Origin of the sequence: Ancylothrix sp. D3o, from assembly GCF_025370775.1 — a bacterium.
Taxonomy (GTDB): domain Bacteria; phylum Cyanobacteriota; class Cyanobacteriia; order Cyanobacteriales; family Oscillatoriaceae; genus Ancylothrix.
The window spans coordinates 1-19,147 of sequence record NZ_JAMXEX010000005.1 but is presented as its reverse complement, the minus strand read 5'-3'; the positions used below and the strand labels follow the sequence as shown (position 1 = coordinate 19,147).

Below are 19,147 nucleotides of genomic sequence, written 5' to 3'. Positions count from 1 at the left end.
TGTCTTTCTAATTATATGTTGTGATGGGGTGATGCCCTGGCAAGAAACAAGCTATCCAGCAAAAAAAAACTGGATAGCTTGCGAGTGGTTTTGTCGGCTAACTAGACGGCTGAATGTTGTTGAGCGCTTCCTCGACGGAGGGCTGCAACGAGAGAAATTTCTCTAAACGAACAAGCTTAACCGTTTGTGTGACACGGGCATTGGTGACAATTTGTAAAGAGCCGCCTTCGGTTTGGGCTGTTTTGACGATCTGCACCAGAGCGCCCAAACCGGAACTGTCAACAAAATCTATCTGTGAGAGATCCAAAACGATATGCTTTGGCCCGTCTTCAATACATTTGCCGATGACTCTGCGAAAGGTGGCTTCCGAAAAGGCATCAAGTAATCCGGTGAGGCGGAATAACTGTAGGTTTTCCCTAACTTCGCGGGTGCCTCTGAGGCTAACCGTTAGGGTGAGTGGCTCAGCAATAGCTCCCTCCTAGCTGCATTTTGCTCAAATCGAGGCTTTAGTATAGTTGCTTTCCAGGTACTTGTCTACACTTTCTGCGGTTTCGGGTAGAGGGCCACCCGAAGGGCTAGTTGACGGTTGTGCTGGTTTGGGCGCGGGCTGAGCGCATGGCTTCTACAAATTGCTCGAAAATATAGTCGGCATCGTGGGGGCCGGGGCTGGCTTCGGGGTGGTATTGTACGGAAAATAAGGGTAGCTCCCGGTGGCGCATTCCGGCTACGGTTCGGTCGTTGAGGTTGAGGTGGGTGATTTCTACTTCTGGGGCTAGGGTGTCGGGGTTGATGGCGAAGCCGTGATTTTGGCTGGTGATTTCGATGCGTTGCCGCAAGCCGGCTGGTTGGTTTAAGCCTCGATGCCCGAATTTGAGTTTGAAGGTGTCTGCTCCAAGGGAGAGTCCGAGAATTTGATGCCCCAGGCAAATGCCAAACATGGGTTTGTTGCTTTCTAGTAAGGCTTTGACGGTGGCGATGCCTTCGGTAACGGCTGACGGGTCGCCTGGGCCGTTGGAGAGGAAGATTCCGTCTGGGTTGTGTTTGAGTATTTCTTCGGGCGGGGTGTTGGCGGGGACGACGATCAGCCGGCATCCATAGCTGGCGAGTCGTCGCAGGATGTTGCGTTTGATGCCGAAGTCGATGGCGACTACTGTAAATTGTTCGCTGTTTTTTTCTTGGGCGCTTTCGCTGAATTCCCACAGGCTGGTTGTGGGTTCATTCCATTCGTAGGTTTCGGGGGTGGAGACTTGGGGAACGAGGTTTAAGCCCGTCATGTCGGGGGCTTGCCGAACTGTGTTGAGTAGTTCTGCTGGATCTAAAATTTCGGTGGAGATGGCTCCATTCATGGCTCCGACTGAGCGGATTTTGCGGGTGAGGGCGCGGGTGTCTATGCCATAGATTCCGATGATGTTATTTTTTTTGAGGTAGTCTGGTAGGCTGGTTGTGCTGCGCCAGTTGCTAGGTCTTTTGCAGATGTTGCGGGCAATTGCTCCGCGTACTTGGGGGTGGCTTGATTCTTCGTCTTCGGGGTTGATGCCGGTGTTTCCGAGTTCTGGATAGGTGAAGGTGACGATTTGACCACAGTAGCTGGGATCGGTCAAAACTTCTTGATAGCCGGTCATGCCGGTGTTGAATACAACTTCACCGACGGTGGTGCCGGTGGCTCCAAAGGACCATCCGTGATATGCGGTGCCATCTATGAGGATTAGTAGGGCCGGTTGAGCAGCAGAGTGCGGCATAAAGTAGTCAATATTTAAGTTTCACTGGCGTAAGGTATTATCCCATGAGTTGATCTGGGGTGATATTCCGTTTTTGTTGGAATTGCCGGCTCTTGCTCGCACGGTTTTTTTGTCAGGAAACTTGGCAGCCACCAATAGTCATCGGTGGCGGCTATTTGTTAGCTTGTTTTTGGCGAGTTTTTAGATGATTCAGGATTTGTTCTGAATTCGCCGGCCGGTTAATCCTAACATTCCGGCAATGGCTGTTAATCCTACTAAGCTGGCGGGTTCGGGTACGCTGGTAGGTTCTATGGATTCAACCATTACTACTAAATCGTTATAGTCCCAATCACTACTAACTCCAGCGATGTCTCCTAATAGTCTGTCTTCAAAGGCAATGATGTATTCATTGTCTGTAAATATGCCTTTTTGCCGGCCTGCTAGTTGGAGTTGGGTTTGGTTGTTTCCTCGATAAACTACGGCTTGTTGTTTTCCACCAGGGTTGAGATTGTTTTGGGTGTAAAAAATGTTTCCTTGGCCGGTTTGAATATAATAGCCAAATTCGTTCCAATTTTGCCCTTCATAATAGTTAATTGTTGGGCTTGGGCTGTTTTGGGGTCTGCCGGTTGTGGGATTAAATTGTTGGGTGATTACGTTGATTCCGCTTTCTAAAAATGTGATTGTGGTACCGGCTCCGGGGCTGTTTGCTCCGTCAAAAAGTTGTATTCTTTGATTAGGATTTCCTCGGTTGTAAATTCCAAGTTTGTTTGAATTTGCCATGCCTGCTACTTCAAACATGAATGTGCCGGCTGAGATGCCGCTGGCTGTGTTGGTGAAAGTTTGATAGTTTGTCTGTGCTTTTTCTGTGTTGATTTGCGGGCCGCTAAGGGTGATGTTATTTAACAAATTTTGGAGGGAGTTTTGTTCTCCATCCCAAGATTTGCTGAAGGTTGCGGCTGTTGCTTGTTGACTGCTACTAAAAATTAAACTTATACTCAGCAGTCCCCCAGAAAGACAGGAGGCGTATTTTTTATAACCATGAAGGGTAAACATAAGTATTTCTCCTTGGAAATTTTGAACCAGTTTTATACTTTGGCTGGTTTTTTGGTTGTCCTAACAAAACCGATTTTTAGAGGCTCTAACAAGGTTTCGTTTCTGATGCTTTTTAATTTTTTTTGCCCGCTAGAGTGAAAAGATGGCGGACAATTTTTAAATTTTATTTGGAGCCTTTTGCACCCTAATTTCTCACTCTGTGGTTTCGGGTTTCTTGATCGATGAGCGCTAAATGACTTTCGCCCCTGGGTTTCACTTTTTTTAACTGGCTGTTTACGATCACGCCTTCTTTGGCGCTGTCTGGCCTAAAGTTCAGTTTGGTTGCGTGAAAAATTTTTTGAGGGGGTGTGAAGTAAATTAAGCGTTTTTATCAAGCTTTTGCCTTGTTTCCGCTTCTATGCTATCATCGCGGATCGGTGTTGCTGTCTGGCTTTATCAATTCTTTAAAAATTCCTTGAATTTCCAGGGGAATGTAAAGAATTTATAAAATATTGCAACTGCCAAATTGCAAAACTCTTTGGGGGCTGGGCGTCTGGTCTGAGGGAAGGGCGATTTATTTGATAAAACTTCTGTAGCTCCAAGCAGTGGCAAAATACAATCTCAATATCTGTGAAAATAACTGCACAAGTAAATAAAATATGTAAAAATATAAGCCTGAGAAGGTGAAAAAAGCCTGGAAAGCCTTTAATTTGTTGCGTATTTTTTATGCCTCACTTTAACGATGAGGTTCTTGGATGGCCTTTCTGGAGAATTCCCAACTCGCGCTGAATTGGCGTTCGCACACACTCGCCCGATTTTTTTCATGTTTAAAATTTTTAAAATTGGTGCATCAATGACGTTTCTAGGAGCCGGTTTGGCTTTGGGAATTGGGGGCTGCAATACCGGCATGATGGCGGAGAATCCAAGCAGTAATAATACCCCAACTGCACCCAGCACTCCGGCTTCTGTGTTACCGGCTCAAGCAAAACCAACTGCTCCTAAACCTACGCCTCAGCAGCCGGCTAGTTTGGTCAATAATGATCCAACTGGGGAAAAAACTTATCAATTTGCTTTAGATAAAGCGTATAGTGCGGCTTCTATTTCTCAGTCGGCTGCATCTGTCGATGATTGGAAATTGGTGGAAAGCCGGTGGAGCGAAGCGATTGCATTGTTAAAAAGTTTACCTGCATCTAGCAGTCAATATAAAGCAGGGCAAGGGAAAATCAAAGAATATCAGCGAAATGCCACGATTGCGAAACAACAAGCGATTAAAGCAGGGGTGGCAAAAAAACCGGAGTCGGTGCGGGTGGCGAGTGGAAATTCTGGGCCGGTGGTGGGGGCGAATTCTAATTCTAATGCGTCGGATGCGTCTGGGGCGAGTCCGGGGGTATCGCCGGTAAGGGGAAGTAGTGGGGATGTAATTCAGGTGCCAATTAAAAGGCGTGCGGGGGGAACGGCTGTGATTGATGTAACTTTTAATAATCAGCAAACGTTTGAGATGATTTTGGATACCGGCGCGAGTGGTACAGTTATTACTAAAGCAATGGCATCGGCTTTAAATGTGGTGCCGGAAGGAGTAATTGTGGCTTCTACTCCCAGCGATCAAGCTGTGCAATTTCCCATCGGTAAGGTAAGAAGTATTGAGGTGGGAGGAGCGAGTATTCAAAATGTAACGGTGGCGATTGCAACACAGCTTGAAATAGGTTTGTTGGGGCAAGACTTTTTTAGTCAGTATGAATTGACTTTAAAAGAAAGTGTGGTGGAATTTCGCCCGATTTAGGGTTGTGGGGGAGGGGGATATATTTATCAAGAAAGGTAATTTTTATGCGAAAAATAATAAGTTTTTCTGTGATGATGGCTGCGGTGGTGATGGGATGGCAACCGGCAGCGATGACTCAAGAATATCAAGGATGTTTTTTTGTTGATCGCAATGGCAGAGTGGTGAGTTTACCGTCGCTTTGTCCTGAAGCTGCACCGGCTCCAATTCCGACAACAAATAACTCGACAAAAACGGGTGTTTTTCAAGTACCAATTAAACGGCGCGATGGGGGAATTCCTGTGATTGATGTAACGTTTAATGGCAAACAAAAATTTGAGATGTTGTTGGATACCGGCGCTTCGATTACAAAGATTACGGAGGCAATGGCAAACAGTTTAGGGGTGGTGGCGGATGGCAAAATTCGAGCGCAAGTGGCAAGCGGTGATTTTGTGGAGTTTCCGACGGGGCGGGTTTCTCAAATAAATGTGGGTGGTGCGGTGGCAAGCAATGTGCAAGTTTCGATTGGTTCGGTGCCACTTTTGGGACAAAATTTTTTTGGGGGTTATGATGTGACGATTAAAAAAGATGTGGTGGAGTTGCGTTCACAATGATCTAGGAAATAAGGAAGCAGGGAATTAGAAAATTTGGGAAAAAATGCGGCAACCCCCCTGCAAACGAGGGGGGATATTTATTGGTTTCCCTTTTTCCTAATTCAAGGTTAGGAATTGTTTAAGAAAGAAATCGAACGAGTTGTTGGAGTTTTGACCAACCGGCACCGCTTTGGAGGATGTCTTTAGCAAGGGTGATGCCGGCACTGTGATTTTTGAGGGGGATGGTGCCGGCAACTTGAAGGGCGAGGGAGGCGTTGAGGGCGACAACATCCATTTGGGCTTGAGTGCCTTTTCCTTGGAGGATGTTTTGCAAAATTTTGGCGTTTTCTTGGACATCTCCGCCGCTCAAGGTGCTGATGGGGGCGGGGGTTAAGTTTAATTCGCTGGGGTTGAGGGTGTCGAGGTGAACTTGACCGCTGTTTAAGATGGCTAAGTCGGAGATGTCTCCTAAACCGGCTTCGTCGAGTTTTTCGCGTCCGTGTACGACGATGGCTTGTTGGGTTCCGAGTTGGGCGAGGGCTTCGGCGATGGTGGGGACGAGGTTGGGATCACTTACGCCGATGACTTGGCCGGTGGGCCGCAGGGGGTTGACGAGGGGCCCTAGGAGGTTGAAAATGGTTCGGATGCCGAGGGTGCGACGCAGGGGGGCAACTACTTTGAGGGCGGGATGCCAGCCAGGGGCAAACAAAAAGGTGACTCCGACTTGGGATAGGGCGGCTTCTACTTTTTCGGCGGGGGCGTTGAGGTGGATGCCGAGGGCTTCGAGGACGTCTGCGCTGCCTACTCGACTGGAGGCTGAACGGTTGCCGTGTTTGGCTACTCTGACTCCGGCGGCGGCTGCAACAAAGGCGACGGCGGTGGAGATGTTGAAGGTGGATGCGCCGTCTCCGCCGGTGCCACAGGTGTCGATGATGGTGTTGAAATTAGGTATGTTTTGGGGATGGGTTTGGGCTTGTAAGATTTGGGCCATGCCTGCTAGTTCTTGGGCTGTTATGCCTTTTGCTTGCAGGGCGGCGAGTATGGCTCCTGAGAGGGGATCGGGTATTTGTTGGTTTAACCAGCCTTGCATGAGTTGTGCGGCTTGCTCTCGGCTGAGGGGTTGCCGGTTGAGGATTTGTTGCAATAAACTGGGCCAGTTGTCGGTTTGGAGGGGTGTCTCTGTTGTTGGGGTGGCGCTTGGAAGCATAATATTCGGGTGTTGGGTGGGTATGTTTGATCCAGCTTATGATGGGTGGTGTTTTTTTGGGAGTGGGGGCCGGTTTTTGATTTTAAATTGTCTTTTGGCTAAAGGCAATGCTTGGTTTTGATAGGGATGATTATTTGAGGAGCAAGGCAATAAACCGGGTAATTTTTCCAATTACGGTTTTTTGATGCGGCGGGGGTAAATTCTGTATTTTTAAGTGTCTGATTTTATTTTTGGGGAAAAGCTTTTTTAAAAAGGGGTTGGCGGGGATGTGTTGTTTTTGTTAAAGTTTAATTTTTAGGGTGTAAGGTTTTGATTTTGGGGTTGTAAGCGCTTGTTGAAGTTGAAGAAACGATGAGAGGTTTTTTGTTTGGTTGAGCAGTTTGGGGAGATAATATGGAGGGTAGGATTTTTGAGGATGCCTTTGTGGGGCAGAATGATATTATAAGTTAATGGGTTTTTATTTGGTTGTTTCACGAGTAAAAATTATGCAGCGTCAAGAGCGTATTTTTGGTTTCAAAAGTTTGTCTTTTTTGTCGGCGGGAAAGAGGGGGGAAAGTTCTGCCAAAAAATGGGGCTTTAAGTTTTGGCTAAAATCAATTTTGAGTCGGTTGAGTATTCGGGAAAAAATTGGCTATGGTTATGCCCTGGCTTTGAGTATTGCGGTTTTGGGAACTTTGACGGGCCGGCTTGTGGAAGGCTATAGTAAACATTTGGCGATGACACAATTGGGTAAATCGCAGGAAGCAACGGCTCTTTTAAATGATTTGCAAAGGGCGATGATTCAAGCGCAAACATATCACCAAAAAATTATTTCTTTGCCGCCGGATAGTCCTAATTTGAGAGTTTATTATTTTAATTTTTTTGATGCCAATTTAAAGACGGAAAATTTATTATATAAAACCCAAAAGTTCTGCGAAAAAGACTATAATTTATTAGATAATTCTCATCATCAAAGAAATGCTAAAGAACTGACAGCATTGCTGGTGAATTATAAAGATGTAGTTGCGAATTACCAAGAAGAAGTTTATAAAGTGTTCAAGGATTCCGAGCCGGAAAGTTTGAATAAAGAAGATTTGATAACGGCGCGGCAGTTTTTGATTGAGTTTAGTAAAAGTCAGGAGTCGCTAAAGTTTACGGCAGTTTCGGAAAAATTTTCTAGTTTGGTTCAATCTTTTGAGGCGGAAACACAAGAAGAATTACAGGATTACCGAGAAGCTGAATGGCTGGGAACTTTGATTTTAATTGGTAGTTTGTTTGCTTCTACGGCGACGGCTGCGCTGATGGCGGTTTATACAAGTCATGCGATTGCTCGTCCTTTAGAAACGGCGACAAAACTTGCTCAACAGGTGAGTGAGGAGGCTAATTTTCAGTTACGAGTGCCGGTGAGTAGTGATGATGAAGTGGGGGTGTTGGCAAGTTCGTTGAATCAGTTAATTGAGTGGGTTGCTATTTATACGCAGGAGTTGAAACAAGCGCAGGCGCAACTAATTCAGGCTGAGAAAATGTCTTCTTTGGGTCAAATGGTGGCGGGACTTGCCCATGAAATTAATAATCCGGTGAGTTTTATTTATGGCAATTTGGAATATGCAGAAAATTATGCGGAAGATTTACTGCGGTTGGTGAATCTTTACCAAAAATACTATCCACAACCAGGGCCAGAAATTGAAGGGGAGCTTGAGGCTACGGATTTAGATTTTATCCGAGAAGATTTGCCGAAGATTATTTATTCGATGAAAAATGGTGCGGAACGTATTCGCCAGCTTATACTGTCGCTGCGAAATTTTTCTCGCCTGGATGAGTCGGATTTTAAAGCTGTTGATTTGCATGAGGGGATAGAAAGTACGCTGCTTATTTTAAATAACCGGCTGATGGCTAAGAATGTGGAAGTGAAAAAGCTTTATCAGGATTTGCCTTTAGTTGAGTGTTACCCAGCGCTGTTAAATCAAGTTTTTATGAATATTCTGGTTAATGCTATTGATGCTATGGAAGAGCAGGTGGCGAAAAAAGTTATTACAATTTCTACGGAGTTAGAAAAGAAAGAGGCTGAAAATGAGGTGGTAAAGGTACGAATTGCTGATCGGGGTGTGGGAATTTCTGCGGAAATTAAAGAGAAAATTTTTGATCCGTTTTTTACGACAAAGCCGGTGGGGAGTGGGACGGGTTTGGGGCTTTCTATTTGTTACCAAATTGTGGAAAAACATGGTGGTCAAATTAGTGTTTTTTCCCAGGTTGGTGTGGGTACAGAGTTTGAGATAGTTTTGCCGGTTAAACCGTTGCAGTTAGGTTTGATACCACAGTAAGGGTTATTTTACTGGGCAAGGGGGGGAATACTAATTTAGGGCTAAATGCAGATAACAGACAACGAGAAATCGCTGTGCTAAGGTTGATTTGTCAACTTTCAGGTTTATTTGTGAACTTTTTCGCCCCGTGTCAATTCAGAAGCAGGTTAAGCTCTAATGACGCCAAAATTTAAGAACTCCGGTGCATTAAAAAATAGTATAGCTTTTAGCTATTTGTGGGTAGCTGGTAGTTTTTTAGTGGTGATTCAATTGATTTTTGGTGCGGTGAATGGCTACCGGCAATTTGACGAACAGTTAGACGATCTCAACGGCAAAGCGATGATGCAAGCAAGATTGCTCAGCAGTTCGTCTACGGAAGCTCTCAAAAAATCTGATTTAGGGATGTTACAAACGCTGGTGCAGCAAATGGCCGGCGATTCTGATTTTGCTTATAGTAAAGTTGTTAACGGCGATGGACAAACGCTGGCAGAATTTTTGAACCGCGAAAATTTTAAAATTGCTGAGTTGAGGGCGACAAATCAATTTTCTAATAATGCAGTTGTTTTTATTGGGAAGGTTGGCGCTAATTCCCAAATTCGAGAAATAAGGGTTCCTATTCGTTGGGAAAGGATGACTCTGGGAGAGGTGCGTTTGGGTTATTCTACTGTCTCAGCAGAGAAAAGATTGCTCAAGTCTTTGATGCTTACAGGTGTTCAATCGCTTGTGGTTAGTGGAAGTGTGGTTTTATTGACGGTGTTTTTGTTTAATCGTTTTATCCGTAAACCTTTGCAAGATTTAGCTTATTTAGCGCAGTCTTTGACTGGGGTTGTGGAAAATCATAATTTTGAATCTTTACAGCCGATTGTGGGAAGTTATGATGACGAAATTGGCAATCTTAAATCGGCGTTTAATGGGATGGTTTCCCAACTTCAACAAACGGTTTTTAATTTAGAGCAACGGATTACAGAACGCGCCCGAACTGAGGAAGCTTTGCAACAAAGTTATAATCTTTTGCAGGCGGTGATTGAGGGAACGACGGATTTAATTTATGTGAAAAATACCCAAGGCCGGTATGTGTTAATTAATTCGGCGGTGGCTGGGGTTTTAGGAAGAAGTCGGGAAGAAATTATTGGCAAGGATGATTTAGAATTGCTTTCGCCAGAAACGGCTCGTTTAATTATGACAAGCGACCGCAAAATTATGATTCGCGGCGCAACTCAAACGGTTGAGGAGATGGTTTTGGTGAGGGGGGATGAAAGTTTAGATAATGTGTCTTCGCCGCGAATTTATTTAACGAAAAAAGATGTTTATCGTGATCCTGACGGACGGGTGATTGGTTTAATTTGTGTGGCGCGGGATATTACGGAACGCAAACAAACTGAGGAAGCGTTACGTTTGTCGGCTAAACAGTTAAAAGAACAAGCAACGCAGTTAGAGCATACTTTGGCGGAGTTGCAACGCACTCAAGCGCATTTGGTGCAGAGTGAAAAAATGTCGTCTTTGGGGCAATTGGTGGCCGGTATTGCTCACGAAATTAATAATCCTGTTAATTTTATTTATGGCAATCTTAGCCACACGGAAACTTATTTTGAAGAATTGTTAAAGTTGGTGCAACTTTATCAGGATCATTGTCCGCAACCAGGCCCAGAAATTGAAGAATATTTGAATGAAATTGAGATGGATTTTATTGCAGAAGATGTGCCGAGGATTTTATCTTCTATGAAAAATGGGGCTGAACGAATAAGTCAAATGGTGTTGTCGTTGCGGAATTTTTCTAGGTTGGATGAAGCTAAGGCTAAATGGGTGGATATTCACGAGGGGATTGATAATACTTTATTGATTTTGAGTAACCGGCTTACTCAGGAAAAAATTTCGGTGTTTAAGAATTATGGCGAGTTGCCTACAATTGAATGTAATGCTGCTTCTTTAAATCAAGTGTTTTTGAATATTCTTACGAATGCTATTGATGCTTTGGTTGCTCAAAATAAAGATGGTGTGATTACAATTTGTACGGAATTAAAGGAAAATTTGCCAGCAGAATGTGGGGAGTTTTCTTCTTTAAGTTCTTGTCATACTTGGGCGGTGATTCGGATTGCGGATAATGGCCCAGGAATTTCACCGGCGATGAAACATAAGATTTTTGACCCGTTTTTTACAACGAAGCCTGTGGGGAAAGGTACCGGTTTGGGGCTTTCTATTTGTCATCAAATTATTGAAAAGCATGGCGGTCACATTTGGCTCAATTCTGAGCCGGGTGAGGGCGCCGAGTTGGCGATTATGCTACCTTTAAAACATAAACCCGTAGCTTCGGTTTCTCTGTAGGCTGAAGCGATTATGAAAAGGATTTTTAGGAGGGGTAAATTATAACAAAATGTTACGAATCTAACTTTGATCGACAGCCTGCTGTTATGTCTGCGGTTAAGCCATAAACATTTAATTTGCAATATTTTTTAAAATCAGGGAAGATTTACTTTTTTTAAAACAGCGCAAATAAAGCTGTTTGAATTACCCAAATAATTGCCGTTTGCAATTTAAAGGATTCTTTATAATTTAAGATATCAGCTTTGTGATTGACAAACGGGCAATTAAGAATTAGGAAATAACCACTAACGTTTAAAAATCCTCGCTTATGAAAAGTCTGGCACAGTTAAATAATCGGCAAAAATCAGTGTTGGCTAATGCTCAGTTGGGTTGGTGGGAGTGGGATGTGAGTTCGGAAAAACTCGCTTGGTTTGAAAATATAGAACCTTTGTTTGGGATAGCGGAGGGGAGTTTTGCGGTAAATACGCAAAGTTTGCTGGAACTTGTGCATCCAGAGGATCGGCTTGTTTTTCGGCAAATGTTGGCCGGTTTAGCGCAGTGGGAGATTGAATTTCGAGTTTGTTTACCTGATGGGAGGGTTCGCTGGCTGGCGAGTCGCGGACATTGCTTATCTAATGAAAACGGAATGCGGGTAAGCGCGGGGCTGTGTTGGGAAATTAGCAAAAGCAAACAAGCGGAGGCTAGTTATAAAGAAGAACGCGATTTGCTGGCGGCCATTTTGGACACGGCGGGGGCGTTAGTGGTTGTGCTAGACCGCTGCGGACGCATTGTGAGATTTAATCGGGCCTGCTTGACAATGACCGGCTACCCAGCGCGAAAATTAGAAGGGGAAATGTTCTGGCAAGTTTTTTTGGCGCCGGAAGATGTGCCAGATTGGTTGCAGCGTTGGCATTTGGCACACGAAGAAAAAATAGACGGGCCTTTACATTTTCCTTATCCAAATTTTGGACAACATCCAGAAGTTTCACCGAGTTATGGTGGCTTTCCAAAAGAACAAGAAAGCGACTGCATTACTCGTTATGGAAATCGCCGGCGGATAGCTTGGACAAATACGGGTTTGCTGAATAAAGATGGCTCTCTTAAATATTTAATTGCCACCGGCATTGATATCACGCATCGAGTGGAAGCGGAAGCGGCACAAAACAAAATGATTGCTTCTTTAAAAGAAAGCCAGCAGCGCTTTCGCGCCACGTTTGAACAAGCAGCGGTTGGCATTGCTCATTGCGGGTTAGATCGAAGCTTTTTGCGAATTAATAAGCGCTTTTGTGAGATTGTTGGCTACTCGGCTGAAGAAGTGCAGCTTTTAACTTTTGCCGATATTATTTTACCTGAAGATTTAGATGCCGATTTAGAGCAGAGACAGCTTTTGATAGAAAACCAAATTTCTACCTATTCTATTGAAAAACGTTGTAGGCGTAAAGACGGTTCTGTGGTTTGGGTAAATCTAACGGTTGCTTTGGTGAGAGAGTGCCTTGAAAGCAAACAACCCAAATATTTTATTATTGTGGTTGAAGATATTTCTAAACGCAAAAAAGCTGAAGCAGAACTGGCAAAAGCAAAATATGGTCTCGAAGATCAAGTTAAAGAACGCACCCGCAAATTATGGCTCGTGATTAATCAGTTGCGGGAGGAAATTAATTATCGAGAAAGGGTAGAAATTGCTTTGCGGAAAAGTGAAGCAGAAACTCGCTCTTTGGCTTCTTTATTGGCAGAAGCTCAGAAGGTAGCCCATGTTGGTTGTTGGGAATTTGATGTTTCAACTCACCTGGTTACTTGGTCAGATGAGTTATTTAGAATTTTGGGGCTAAATCCGGGTGAAATTGAGCCTTCTTTTGCTGAATATTTGCAAAAAGTTCATCCTGAAGATTTAAAAAATGTTAAAAAATCGGTAAAGCGGGTTGTGAATGAGGGCAAACCTTATGAGTTTGATCAGCGAATTATCTGCCCTGATGGTGAAATTCGCTATTTGGCTGCAAAAGGACAGCCGATTTGTGATCAAAAAGGAAAAATCGTTAAGTTATTTGGCACGATTTTAGATATTACAGAACGCAAAATTGTCGAGGAAAATTTACGCAAATCGGAAGCTTTACTGCGAGAGAAAGCGGGGCAGTTAGAAGAAACTTTGCAGGTGTTAAAGCAGACGCAAGGGCAGTTAATTCAAACCGAGAAAATGTCTTCTCTTGGTCAACTTGTGGCGGGGTTGGCCCATGAGATTAATAATCCGGTAAATTTTATTTATGGAAATCTCACTTATGCGGGGGAGTATATTGCAGATTTGCAGAAGTTGGTGCGGCTTTATCAAGAGTATTATCCTGACCCGGTGGGGCCGGTGCGGGCCTATATTGATACAATTGATTTGGATTTTTTGATGCAAGATTTACCGAGGTTGTTTTCTTCTATGCAGGTAGGGGCTGAACGAATTAGGCATATTGTGATTAGTTTGCGTAATTTTTCGCGGTTGGATGAGGCAGAAATGAAGCGGGTTAATATTCATTCGGGTATTGAAAGTACGCTGATGATTTTACAGCACCGTTTAAAGGAAAAGGGCAATCGTGGGGCTATTGAGGTGCTTCAGGAGTTTGGGGAGTTGCCGACGGTTGAGTGTTATCCGGCGCAGCTTAATCAGGTTTTTATGAATATTTTAAGTAATGCTATTGATGCAGTGGAAAGCCATCATGGGTTGCGTAAGATTGCTATTTACACTGAGTTGTTGCGAGGGGATAGTCAACAATTAAGTGTTTTTGGTAAGAAGTCTTATCGAGATAATCGGGATTGGGTTTTAATTCGTATTCAAGATAGTGGATCGGGGATTTCTTCGGAAATTTTGGAGAAGATTTTTGACCCGTTTTTTACGACGAAGCCGGTGGGGAAAGGTACGGGTTTAGGTCTTTCTATTTGTTATCAAATTGTTGAGAAGCATGGGGGTAAAATTTTGGTTAATTCTCAGGTGGGGATGGGTTCTGAGTTTACGATTTTAGTGCCTGTTCGTCAGCAAGTTGCTGAGGAAGTTGCGGCGGCTTGAGAGTTTCTAAAAACCCGGTTTGTTAAAGAAACCGGGTGTTTGGAATTAAAGAGGTAAATAGATGTAGAAAGTTGTACCGGCCCCCACTTTGGATTGAAAGGAAATTTCGCCGCCGTGTGCGTTGATAATTGATTGGGAAATTGCAGTTCCTAAGCCGGTTCCCCCACTTTTACCATAGGTAACAAAGGGCTCAAATAAGCGTTTTTGAATTTCTTGGGGAATGCCTGGGCCATTATCGGCAATTTTGATTTGGACACGGTTGCCGGTGGCTCGAACCTTGATTTCTATTTCTCCCCCTTGGTCATTAAATGCTTCGACGGCGTTGCTAACTAAGTTTTGTAAAACCCGCAATATTTTTGTTTCGTCAATGCTTAGCGTCAGATCGGGAGCGTCGAAAATAAAAGCAACTTTTGTGTGTTGAAAATAGTTGCGGTTTAGTCTATGAAAGCGGTTTAAAAGGTCGATGACGTTGATAGGAGTTTTGTATAAAGTAGAGTTTCCGCGTGAAAATTCGAGGACTTCATCGGCCATTGATAACATTTGGGTAATTTGCGCTTGAATGAGTTCGCACCATTCTTGTGTATCCGCGTCGAGATGCTGTTCTTTAAGCATTTCGCTAGCGAGTTGAATGCTGGTAAAGGGACTTTTGAAATCGTGGATGAGGGTGTTGATCATTTCTCCTATTAAGACCATTTTTTCTTTGTACACCACTTGGCTGACTAATTGTTCTGTGGTTCCTCGCAGTCGTTGAATGATATGGCGAAAAATATTCAGGACGACTCCGCCGTTTGTCTGATGTAAAATTTCCATCAGTTGATCGCAGGGAATTTTGGCGAGAGTTGTGCCGGCTGTGGCGGTAGCTTTGGCGCTGCGAGGCTGTCCGTCTAATACTCCAAATTCTCCGAAAAATTCGTTTATATTTGCGAAGGCGACAATTTGATTTTTGCCGATTCCCATGTGTTTTGAAAATTCTACTTGTCCTTCTAAAACTAGGTATAAATAGTCGGGTATTTCTCCTTCTTCAAAAATTATAGTTTCGCTGGAAAAATTTTCTACGACTGCTTGCTGACACAGTTTTTCGGCTTGCAGGGTATCAAAGTAGGTGATAAATGGGTGATTTTTGAGATCCATGTGCCGATACCTGGATGAAAGAGTGAGGAGGATGCTGATCTATCTTCTCTTAATTTTTGCAATGTGATAAAGATGGCAGGTTTTTTTAAGGAACGCACGGCTGGTTGCCGCTATGATCGATGGATGATTTATTAATGCGGCTAATCAGGCGAATGAGCGAAGCCTATACCTACAAAGCTTGATGTCGCTATATGGATCTTGTATAGCCGAAAGGGTGTGGATTTTTTAGCTGAGGTTATAAATTGTAACAAAGTTATTGACGGCTGAGGTAATAGATGCTATTTGTTGAACATTCGGGCCGGTTCAAACAAACCAATTTTAACTAACAAATAATCAACCTTTGACAGGCCGAGAATAACTCAATTTTATTGGAAAAAAACTTTTTAAGAGGATTGTCTCATCAGGTGCCGGTTTGTCAGATATATCTCTACGCAAAAACCTTTTGTCGCGTCCTACTGGGTAAGTTCTGTTATTAGCATTTACTGAAAAAATCTCGTTAAATAAGGAGAAAAAGAATGAAAAAAGCAGCAAGTTTTGGCTTGAGTTTTATCTTGTGTGCGTTGGCAGTAGGTATGGGGCCGGTTTTGGCTCAAAATCCATCCAACTTATTAGCAAAAGCGCAGCTAAATAAAACGCAAACGCAAGATTTAAAATCTTTGGGAATTACTGTTTTTGTTCCGAATTATATTCCTGCCGGTTTCCGCGTTGCCAAAATAGACATAAAACCTTGTCCTAGTGGTTCTCAACGCAGTGCAAAAGGAGTTTGTAGATTTGGGCCGCAATATGGCATTGTTTACCGCAATTCAAATAATGTTTGTTTTGCCATTGAAGCCACCGGCGGCGGTGTTGGTGGCCCGCCCGGTTTGACAAATCAAATAGCAGTTAATGTCGGCAGTTTAGGTAAATCAATCCTTTATTACGGCCAATACGAAATGCCAGAAATGCGTCAAAGGTCTCCCCAATCTTTACTTTATATGGAATGGGCCGGCACGGGGCCGTTTTACCGGCTTGTTGGTGCAGCCTTAGCGCGTCAAGCTTACTATGGTGAACGTCCAAATCAACGGGTTTCTGAGTGTCGTAATGAAATTGATCCTCAAGAAGCTGCAAAAATTATTGAATCTTTTTCTGTGCTTTAAAAGGATGCAAGTTTGCGGTTTGGGCTATTATTTGCCCAAACTTATCACGGCATTTTGACCGCCAAAACCAAACGCGAAACAAAGCACATTTTCGAGGGCTAGTTTCCGTGCCTCTCTAACAAAATCTAAGTCAAATTCTGGATTTTTTAACCCCGCACAAGGTGGTACAATTCCTTCTTGCAAAGCCATCAAACAAAACGCCGCTCCCAACATCCCTGATGCACCTAAAGTGTGACCAGTTGCGCCTTTTGTAGAACTCACCGGCACCCCAAAAGGAAATATTTTTTCAATCAACCTTGCCTCACATTGATCGTTTAAAGTTGTGCCGGTGCCGTGAACATGAATATAATTAATATGCTTAGCAGACAACTTACTTCTATACAAAGAGTTTTTAACCGCTACCGCCGCCGTCTTGCCACTCATATCAGGAGAGATTACATGAAAAGCATCATTTGTCAAGCCAAAACCTAAAATTTTTCCATAAATTTTTGCACCCCGACGCCGCGCGGCTGTCAGGGACTCTAAGATAAATACAACACCGGCCTCCCCCAAAACCAAACCTTCTCGATGGCGGTCAAAGGGATAACAGCCGGTTTCAGCCAAAGCGCCCATTTTGGCAAACCCCGCCAGCGTTAAAGGTGTGACCGGCATCTCGACGGCACCGGCCAAAACTTGCTCACACTCACCGCGTTGAATTAAGCCAAACCCCTGCGCCAAGGCCCAAATTCCCGTTGCACAAGCGGCCATTGGGGCTAGAACCGGGCCGGTGGAGCCAATTTGACGGGCTGCTGAGATGGCCGGTGTGTGAGGGAGGGCGCGAATAAAAGAGTCGGACAGAGGCATGGCCCCGATACCGGCCAAACGTTCCCATTCTGCTTGAAGAGCACGAGACGAACCAATTACCACGCCACAATTAGACAGAGGTAAAAGCAAACCGGCATCCGCTACCGCCTGCGCCACCACTTGCTGAATTAACTCAAATAAATCAACCGGCCTTTGCTCAATTAAACCCAGGGGCAGGTGTGGTAATTCCGCAAAAGGTTGATATAGATGAATTCCCGGAATTCCTGTCAGCAAAGCATTCCAGCTTGATTGCAAGTCTTGACCTAAAGCTGAAATCAATCCTATGCCGGTAACAACAACATCCATATCTTTCAACCTTTGTTTAAGCTGGGCCGTAGGGGTGTGAGCGCCGCGTCCGCTAGGGGTGATGCGGGCGTGCTCACCCTGCAAAGCCGGAGTTGTTACAAAAATTTACAAATTTCTCAGGGATGGTGGGCAGAGCCTACGAGCCGGTTTTGAGATTTTCGGCACCCTTAGTGACTTTCGCAGACTCAATGCGGTCGCCGCGTTCAATTTTATCTACCACATCCATGCCTTCAGTGACATTGCCAAAAACGGCATAACTGCCATCCAAAAACGGCAGATCGGCCAAAGTAAAATAAAACTGAGCCGAAGCAGAATCGGGCGATGCAGAACGGGCCATTGCTACGGCGCCGCGTTTGTGACGTAGGGCCGGTGCAGAACGCACGCCAGCCTTCTCTAAGGTTTGACTGTAGATGGGGTCTTTGCCATCTTGAGGCTTAATTTCGAGAGGAATAAAACGGGGACGAGAGGTGGCGGGGTCAATAAAACTACCAGTCCCTAAACTTTCAGGCGGCACATTGGCATCTTTGCCTTGAGGATCGCCGCCTTGCACCACAAAAGGCTGAGGTTCTCTGACCACACGGTGAAACACCAAACCATTGTAAACACCACGCTGCACCAAATCGACAAAATTGCCTGCCGTGATTGGTGCATTAGTACCATCAACTTCAATCGTAATAGGTTGGCCCTTCACCACCATCACCACCGTAGCCTTACCCTCCAAACGAGGTAACTTGGCAAACTGGGGATTATCGGCCAGGGTTGTTGTTTGGGCAGAGGGGGTAGTTTTGGCCTCCGTTGCGGTTGCTGTGGACTCGGTGGCTGTTTGCTGAGACGCACACCCACCCAACAACAACGCACTCACCAAAAAAGCAGAAATCAACAAACTTTGAAATCTCATATTTGTCTTCAATACAAACCATAAAGACCGGCCTTTATGGGGCCGGCCTTACAATCATAGACCTTCTAAGGGCACACCCAAAAAGCGAGCCAACTCAGCGCCTTGAGTTTCCAACACAGACAAGCTAATCGGTTGACCGACACGAGTCAAGGGGATATCCCTGCGGCCTTTCAGACGCAAGTAAAGAGCACGACGGGGGTTTAAGCCTTCTTTGATATCTACGCGCACAGACTGGACATCATCAGTCGAGCAGTCAACTTCAACCTTGCGGTTTTTACCCGGAAAGCCCCAGCGGAAAATTTTAATTTTGCCGGTTTGCTGGTTGAATTCGTTGTAACCGCCGCCAATATCGAGAATAATGGACAGCCAGAGATAAAGGCTCAACAACAAAGCTGCAACTCCATAGAGTCCCATCACCAAACCTTGGGGGACAAAGATCAGCTGAGTGGGGTCAGCAAAGGGCAGGAAGTTCTTGTGCAGATAGCTAGAAACGCCAGAGAGCAAAAAGCCGGTGCCACCCAAGGAGATGACAGACGCCCAGAAATAATTGCTGAGCCGGCGGGAACCGACAATGTTTTGCCGCAGAATGCGGTCATTTTTTGAGAGAGTTTGTCCAGTCATCTTATTGCCGGGGTTAACACAATGAAATTCATTTTGCAGGGGAATAACCCAACTTTTTCAGAAGGGCTGTACGAATTTTGGTAAATTTCTTATATAGTTATGTTAACTTACTTAGAAACCTCGCCGTTTTAATACAAGAGGCTTAGAACAAAATGACCATTGCAGTCGGACGCGCCCCAGCCCAAAGAGGCATCTTTGACGCCCTTGATGACTGGTTAAAGCGTGATCGCTTCGTATTTATCGGCTGGTCTGGCCTGCTGCTTTTCCCCTGCGCCTACTTGGC

General features: G+C 44.6%; 14 protein-coding genes and 1 pseudogene. 7 read left to right on the top strand and 8 right to left on the bottom strand.

Going from position 1 to position 19,147, the window contains the following annotated elements; genetic code table 11:
• Window positions 1-97: 97 nt before the first annotated feature.
• From NG798_RS11330 to NG798_RS11320, 3 genes are all read right to left on the bottom strand, one after another.
• Complete coding sequence (locus NG798_RS11330) at window positions 98-469, bottom strand: STAS domain-containing protein (protein ID WP_261223223.1); 372 nt, start codon at window positions 467-469, stop codon at window positions 98-100.
• 106 nt (window positions 470-575) lie between these two features.
• On the bottom strand, window positions 576-1,739 hold the full coding sequence (carA, locus tag NG798_RS11325) for a glutamine-hydrolyzing carbamoyl-phosphate synthase small subunit (RefSeq protein WP_261222650.1): 1,164 nt from the start codon (window positions 1,737-1,739) through the stop codon (window positions 576-578).
• 189 nt (window positions 1,740-1,928) lie between these two features.
• Window positions 1,929-2,771, bottom strand: a complete 843-nt coding sequence (locus tag NG798_RS11320; protein ID WP_261222649.1) for a DUF4114 domain-containing protein — start codon at window positions 2,769-2,771, stop codon at window positions 1,929-1,931.
• An 802-nt stretch (window positions 2,772-3,573) separates the two neighbouring features.
• Between NG798_RS11320 and NG798_RS11315 the strand changes: the two genes are divergently transcribed.
• Both NG798_RS11315 and NG798_RS11310 read left to right on the top strand, forming a co-directional pair.
• Window positions 3,574-4,530 carry a TIGR02281 family clan AA aspartic protease gene (locus NG798_RS11315; protein ID WP_261222648.1) on the top strand — a complete coding sequence of 319 codons (957 nt, stop codon included), beginning with the start codon at window positions 3,574-3,576 and terminating at the stop codon, window positions 4,528-4,530.
• Window positions 4,531-4,574: 44 nt separating this feature from the next.
• Window positions 4,575-5,120 carry a TIGR02281 family clan AA aspartic protease gene (locus NG798_RS11310; RefSeq protein WP_261222647.1) on the top strand — a complete coding sequence of 182 codons (546 nt, stop codon included), beginning with the start codon at window positions 4,575-4,577 and terminating at the stop codon, window positions 5,118-5,120.
• 118 nt (window positions 5,121-5,238) lie between these two features.
• Here the strand turns inward: NG798_RS11310 and trpD are convergent, their stop codons facing one another.
• Complete coding sequence (gene trpD / locus NG798_RS11305; RefSeq protein ID WP_261222645.1) at window positions 5,239-6,306, bottom strand: anthranilate phosphoribosyltransferase; 1,068 nt, start codon at window positions 6,304-6,306, stop codon at window positions 5,239-5,241.
• Between the two features lie 485 nt (window positions 6,307-6,791).
• On the opposite strand from trpD, the gene NG798_RS11300 reads away from it, so the two are divergent.
• The 3 genes from NG798_RS11300 to NG798_RS11290 all read left to right on the top strand — a co-directional run bounded on the left by NG798_RS11300 (window position 6,792) and on the right by NG798_RS11290 (window position 13,929).
• Window positions 6,792-8,606 carry a HAMP domain-containing histidine kinase gene (locus NG798_RS11300; RefSeq protein ID WP_261222644.1) on the top strand — a complete coding sequence of 605 codons (1,815 nt, stop codon included), beginning with the start codon at window positions 6,792-6,794 and terminating at the stop codon, window positions 8,604-8,606.
• Between the two features lie 156 nt (window positions 8,607-8,762).
• Entirely contained in the window at window positions 8,763-10,907 is a 2,145-nt protein-coding gene (locus NG798_RS11295) for an ATP-binding protein (protein WP_261222643.1), read from the top strand.
• Window positions 10,908-11,214: 307 nt separating this feature from the next.
• Complete coding sequence (locus tag NG798_RS11290; protein WP_261222642.1) at window positions 11,215-13,929, top strand: PAS domain S-box protein; 2,715 nt, start codon at window positions 11,215-11,217, stop codon at window positions 13,927-13,929.
• 45 nt (window positions 13,930-13,974) lie between these two features.
• On the opposite strand, the gene NG798_RS11285 is transcribed toward NG798_RS11290, so the two are convergent.
• Window positions 13,975-15,060, bottom strand: coding sequence for an ATP-binding protein (locus NG798_RS11285; protein WP_261222641.1), 1,086 nt, complete (start codon window positions 15,058-15,060; stop codon window positions 13,975-13,977).
• A gap of 515 nt (window positions 15,061-15,575) precedes the next feature.
• Between NG798_RS11285 and NG798_RS11280 the strand changes: the two genes are divergently transcribed.
• Window positions 15,576-16,196: a hypothetical protein gene (locus tag NG798_RS11280; protein WP_261222640.1), complete on the top strand. Its 621-nt coding sequence runs from the start codon at window positions 15,576-15,578 to the stop codon at window positions 16,194-16,196.
• Window positions 16,197-16,223: 27 nt separating this feature from the next.
• Here the strand turns inward: NG798_RS11280 and NG798_RS11275 are convergent, their stop codons facing one another.
• From NG798_RS11275 to NG798_RS11265, 3 genes are all read right to left on the bottom strand, one after another.
• The gene (locus NG798_RS11275; RefSeq protein WP_261223221.1) at window positions 16,224-17,345 is read right to left on the bottom strand and encodes a beta-ketoacyl-ACP synthase; all 1,122 of its coding nucleotides are present in this window, start codon (window positions 17,343-17,345) and stop codon (window positions 16,224-16,226) included.
• 136 nt (window positions 17,346-17,481) lie between these two features.
• Window positions 17,482-18,243 (bottom strand): peptidylprolyl isomerase, encoded by a 762-nt coding sequence (locus NG798_RS11270; protein WP_261222639.1) that lies wholly within the window; start codon window positions 18,241-18,243, stop codon window positions 17,482-17,484.
• Window positions 18,244-18,297: 54 nt separating this feature from the next.
• Complete coding sequence (locus NG798_RS11265) at window positions 18,298-18,864, bottom strand: photosystem I assembly protein Ycf4 (RefSeq protein WP_261222638.1); 567 nt, start codon at window positions 18,862-18,864, stop codon at window positions 18,298-18,300.
• A 152-nt stretch (window positions 18,865-19,016) separates the two neighbouring features.
• Between NG798_RS11265 and NG798_RS11260 the strand changes: the two are divergent.
• Window positions 19,017-19,147: pseudogene (locus tag NG798_RS11260) on the top strand (photosystem II D2 protein (photosystem q(a) protein)); the annotation flags it as partial.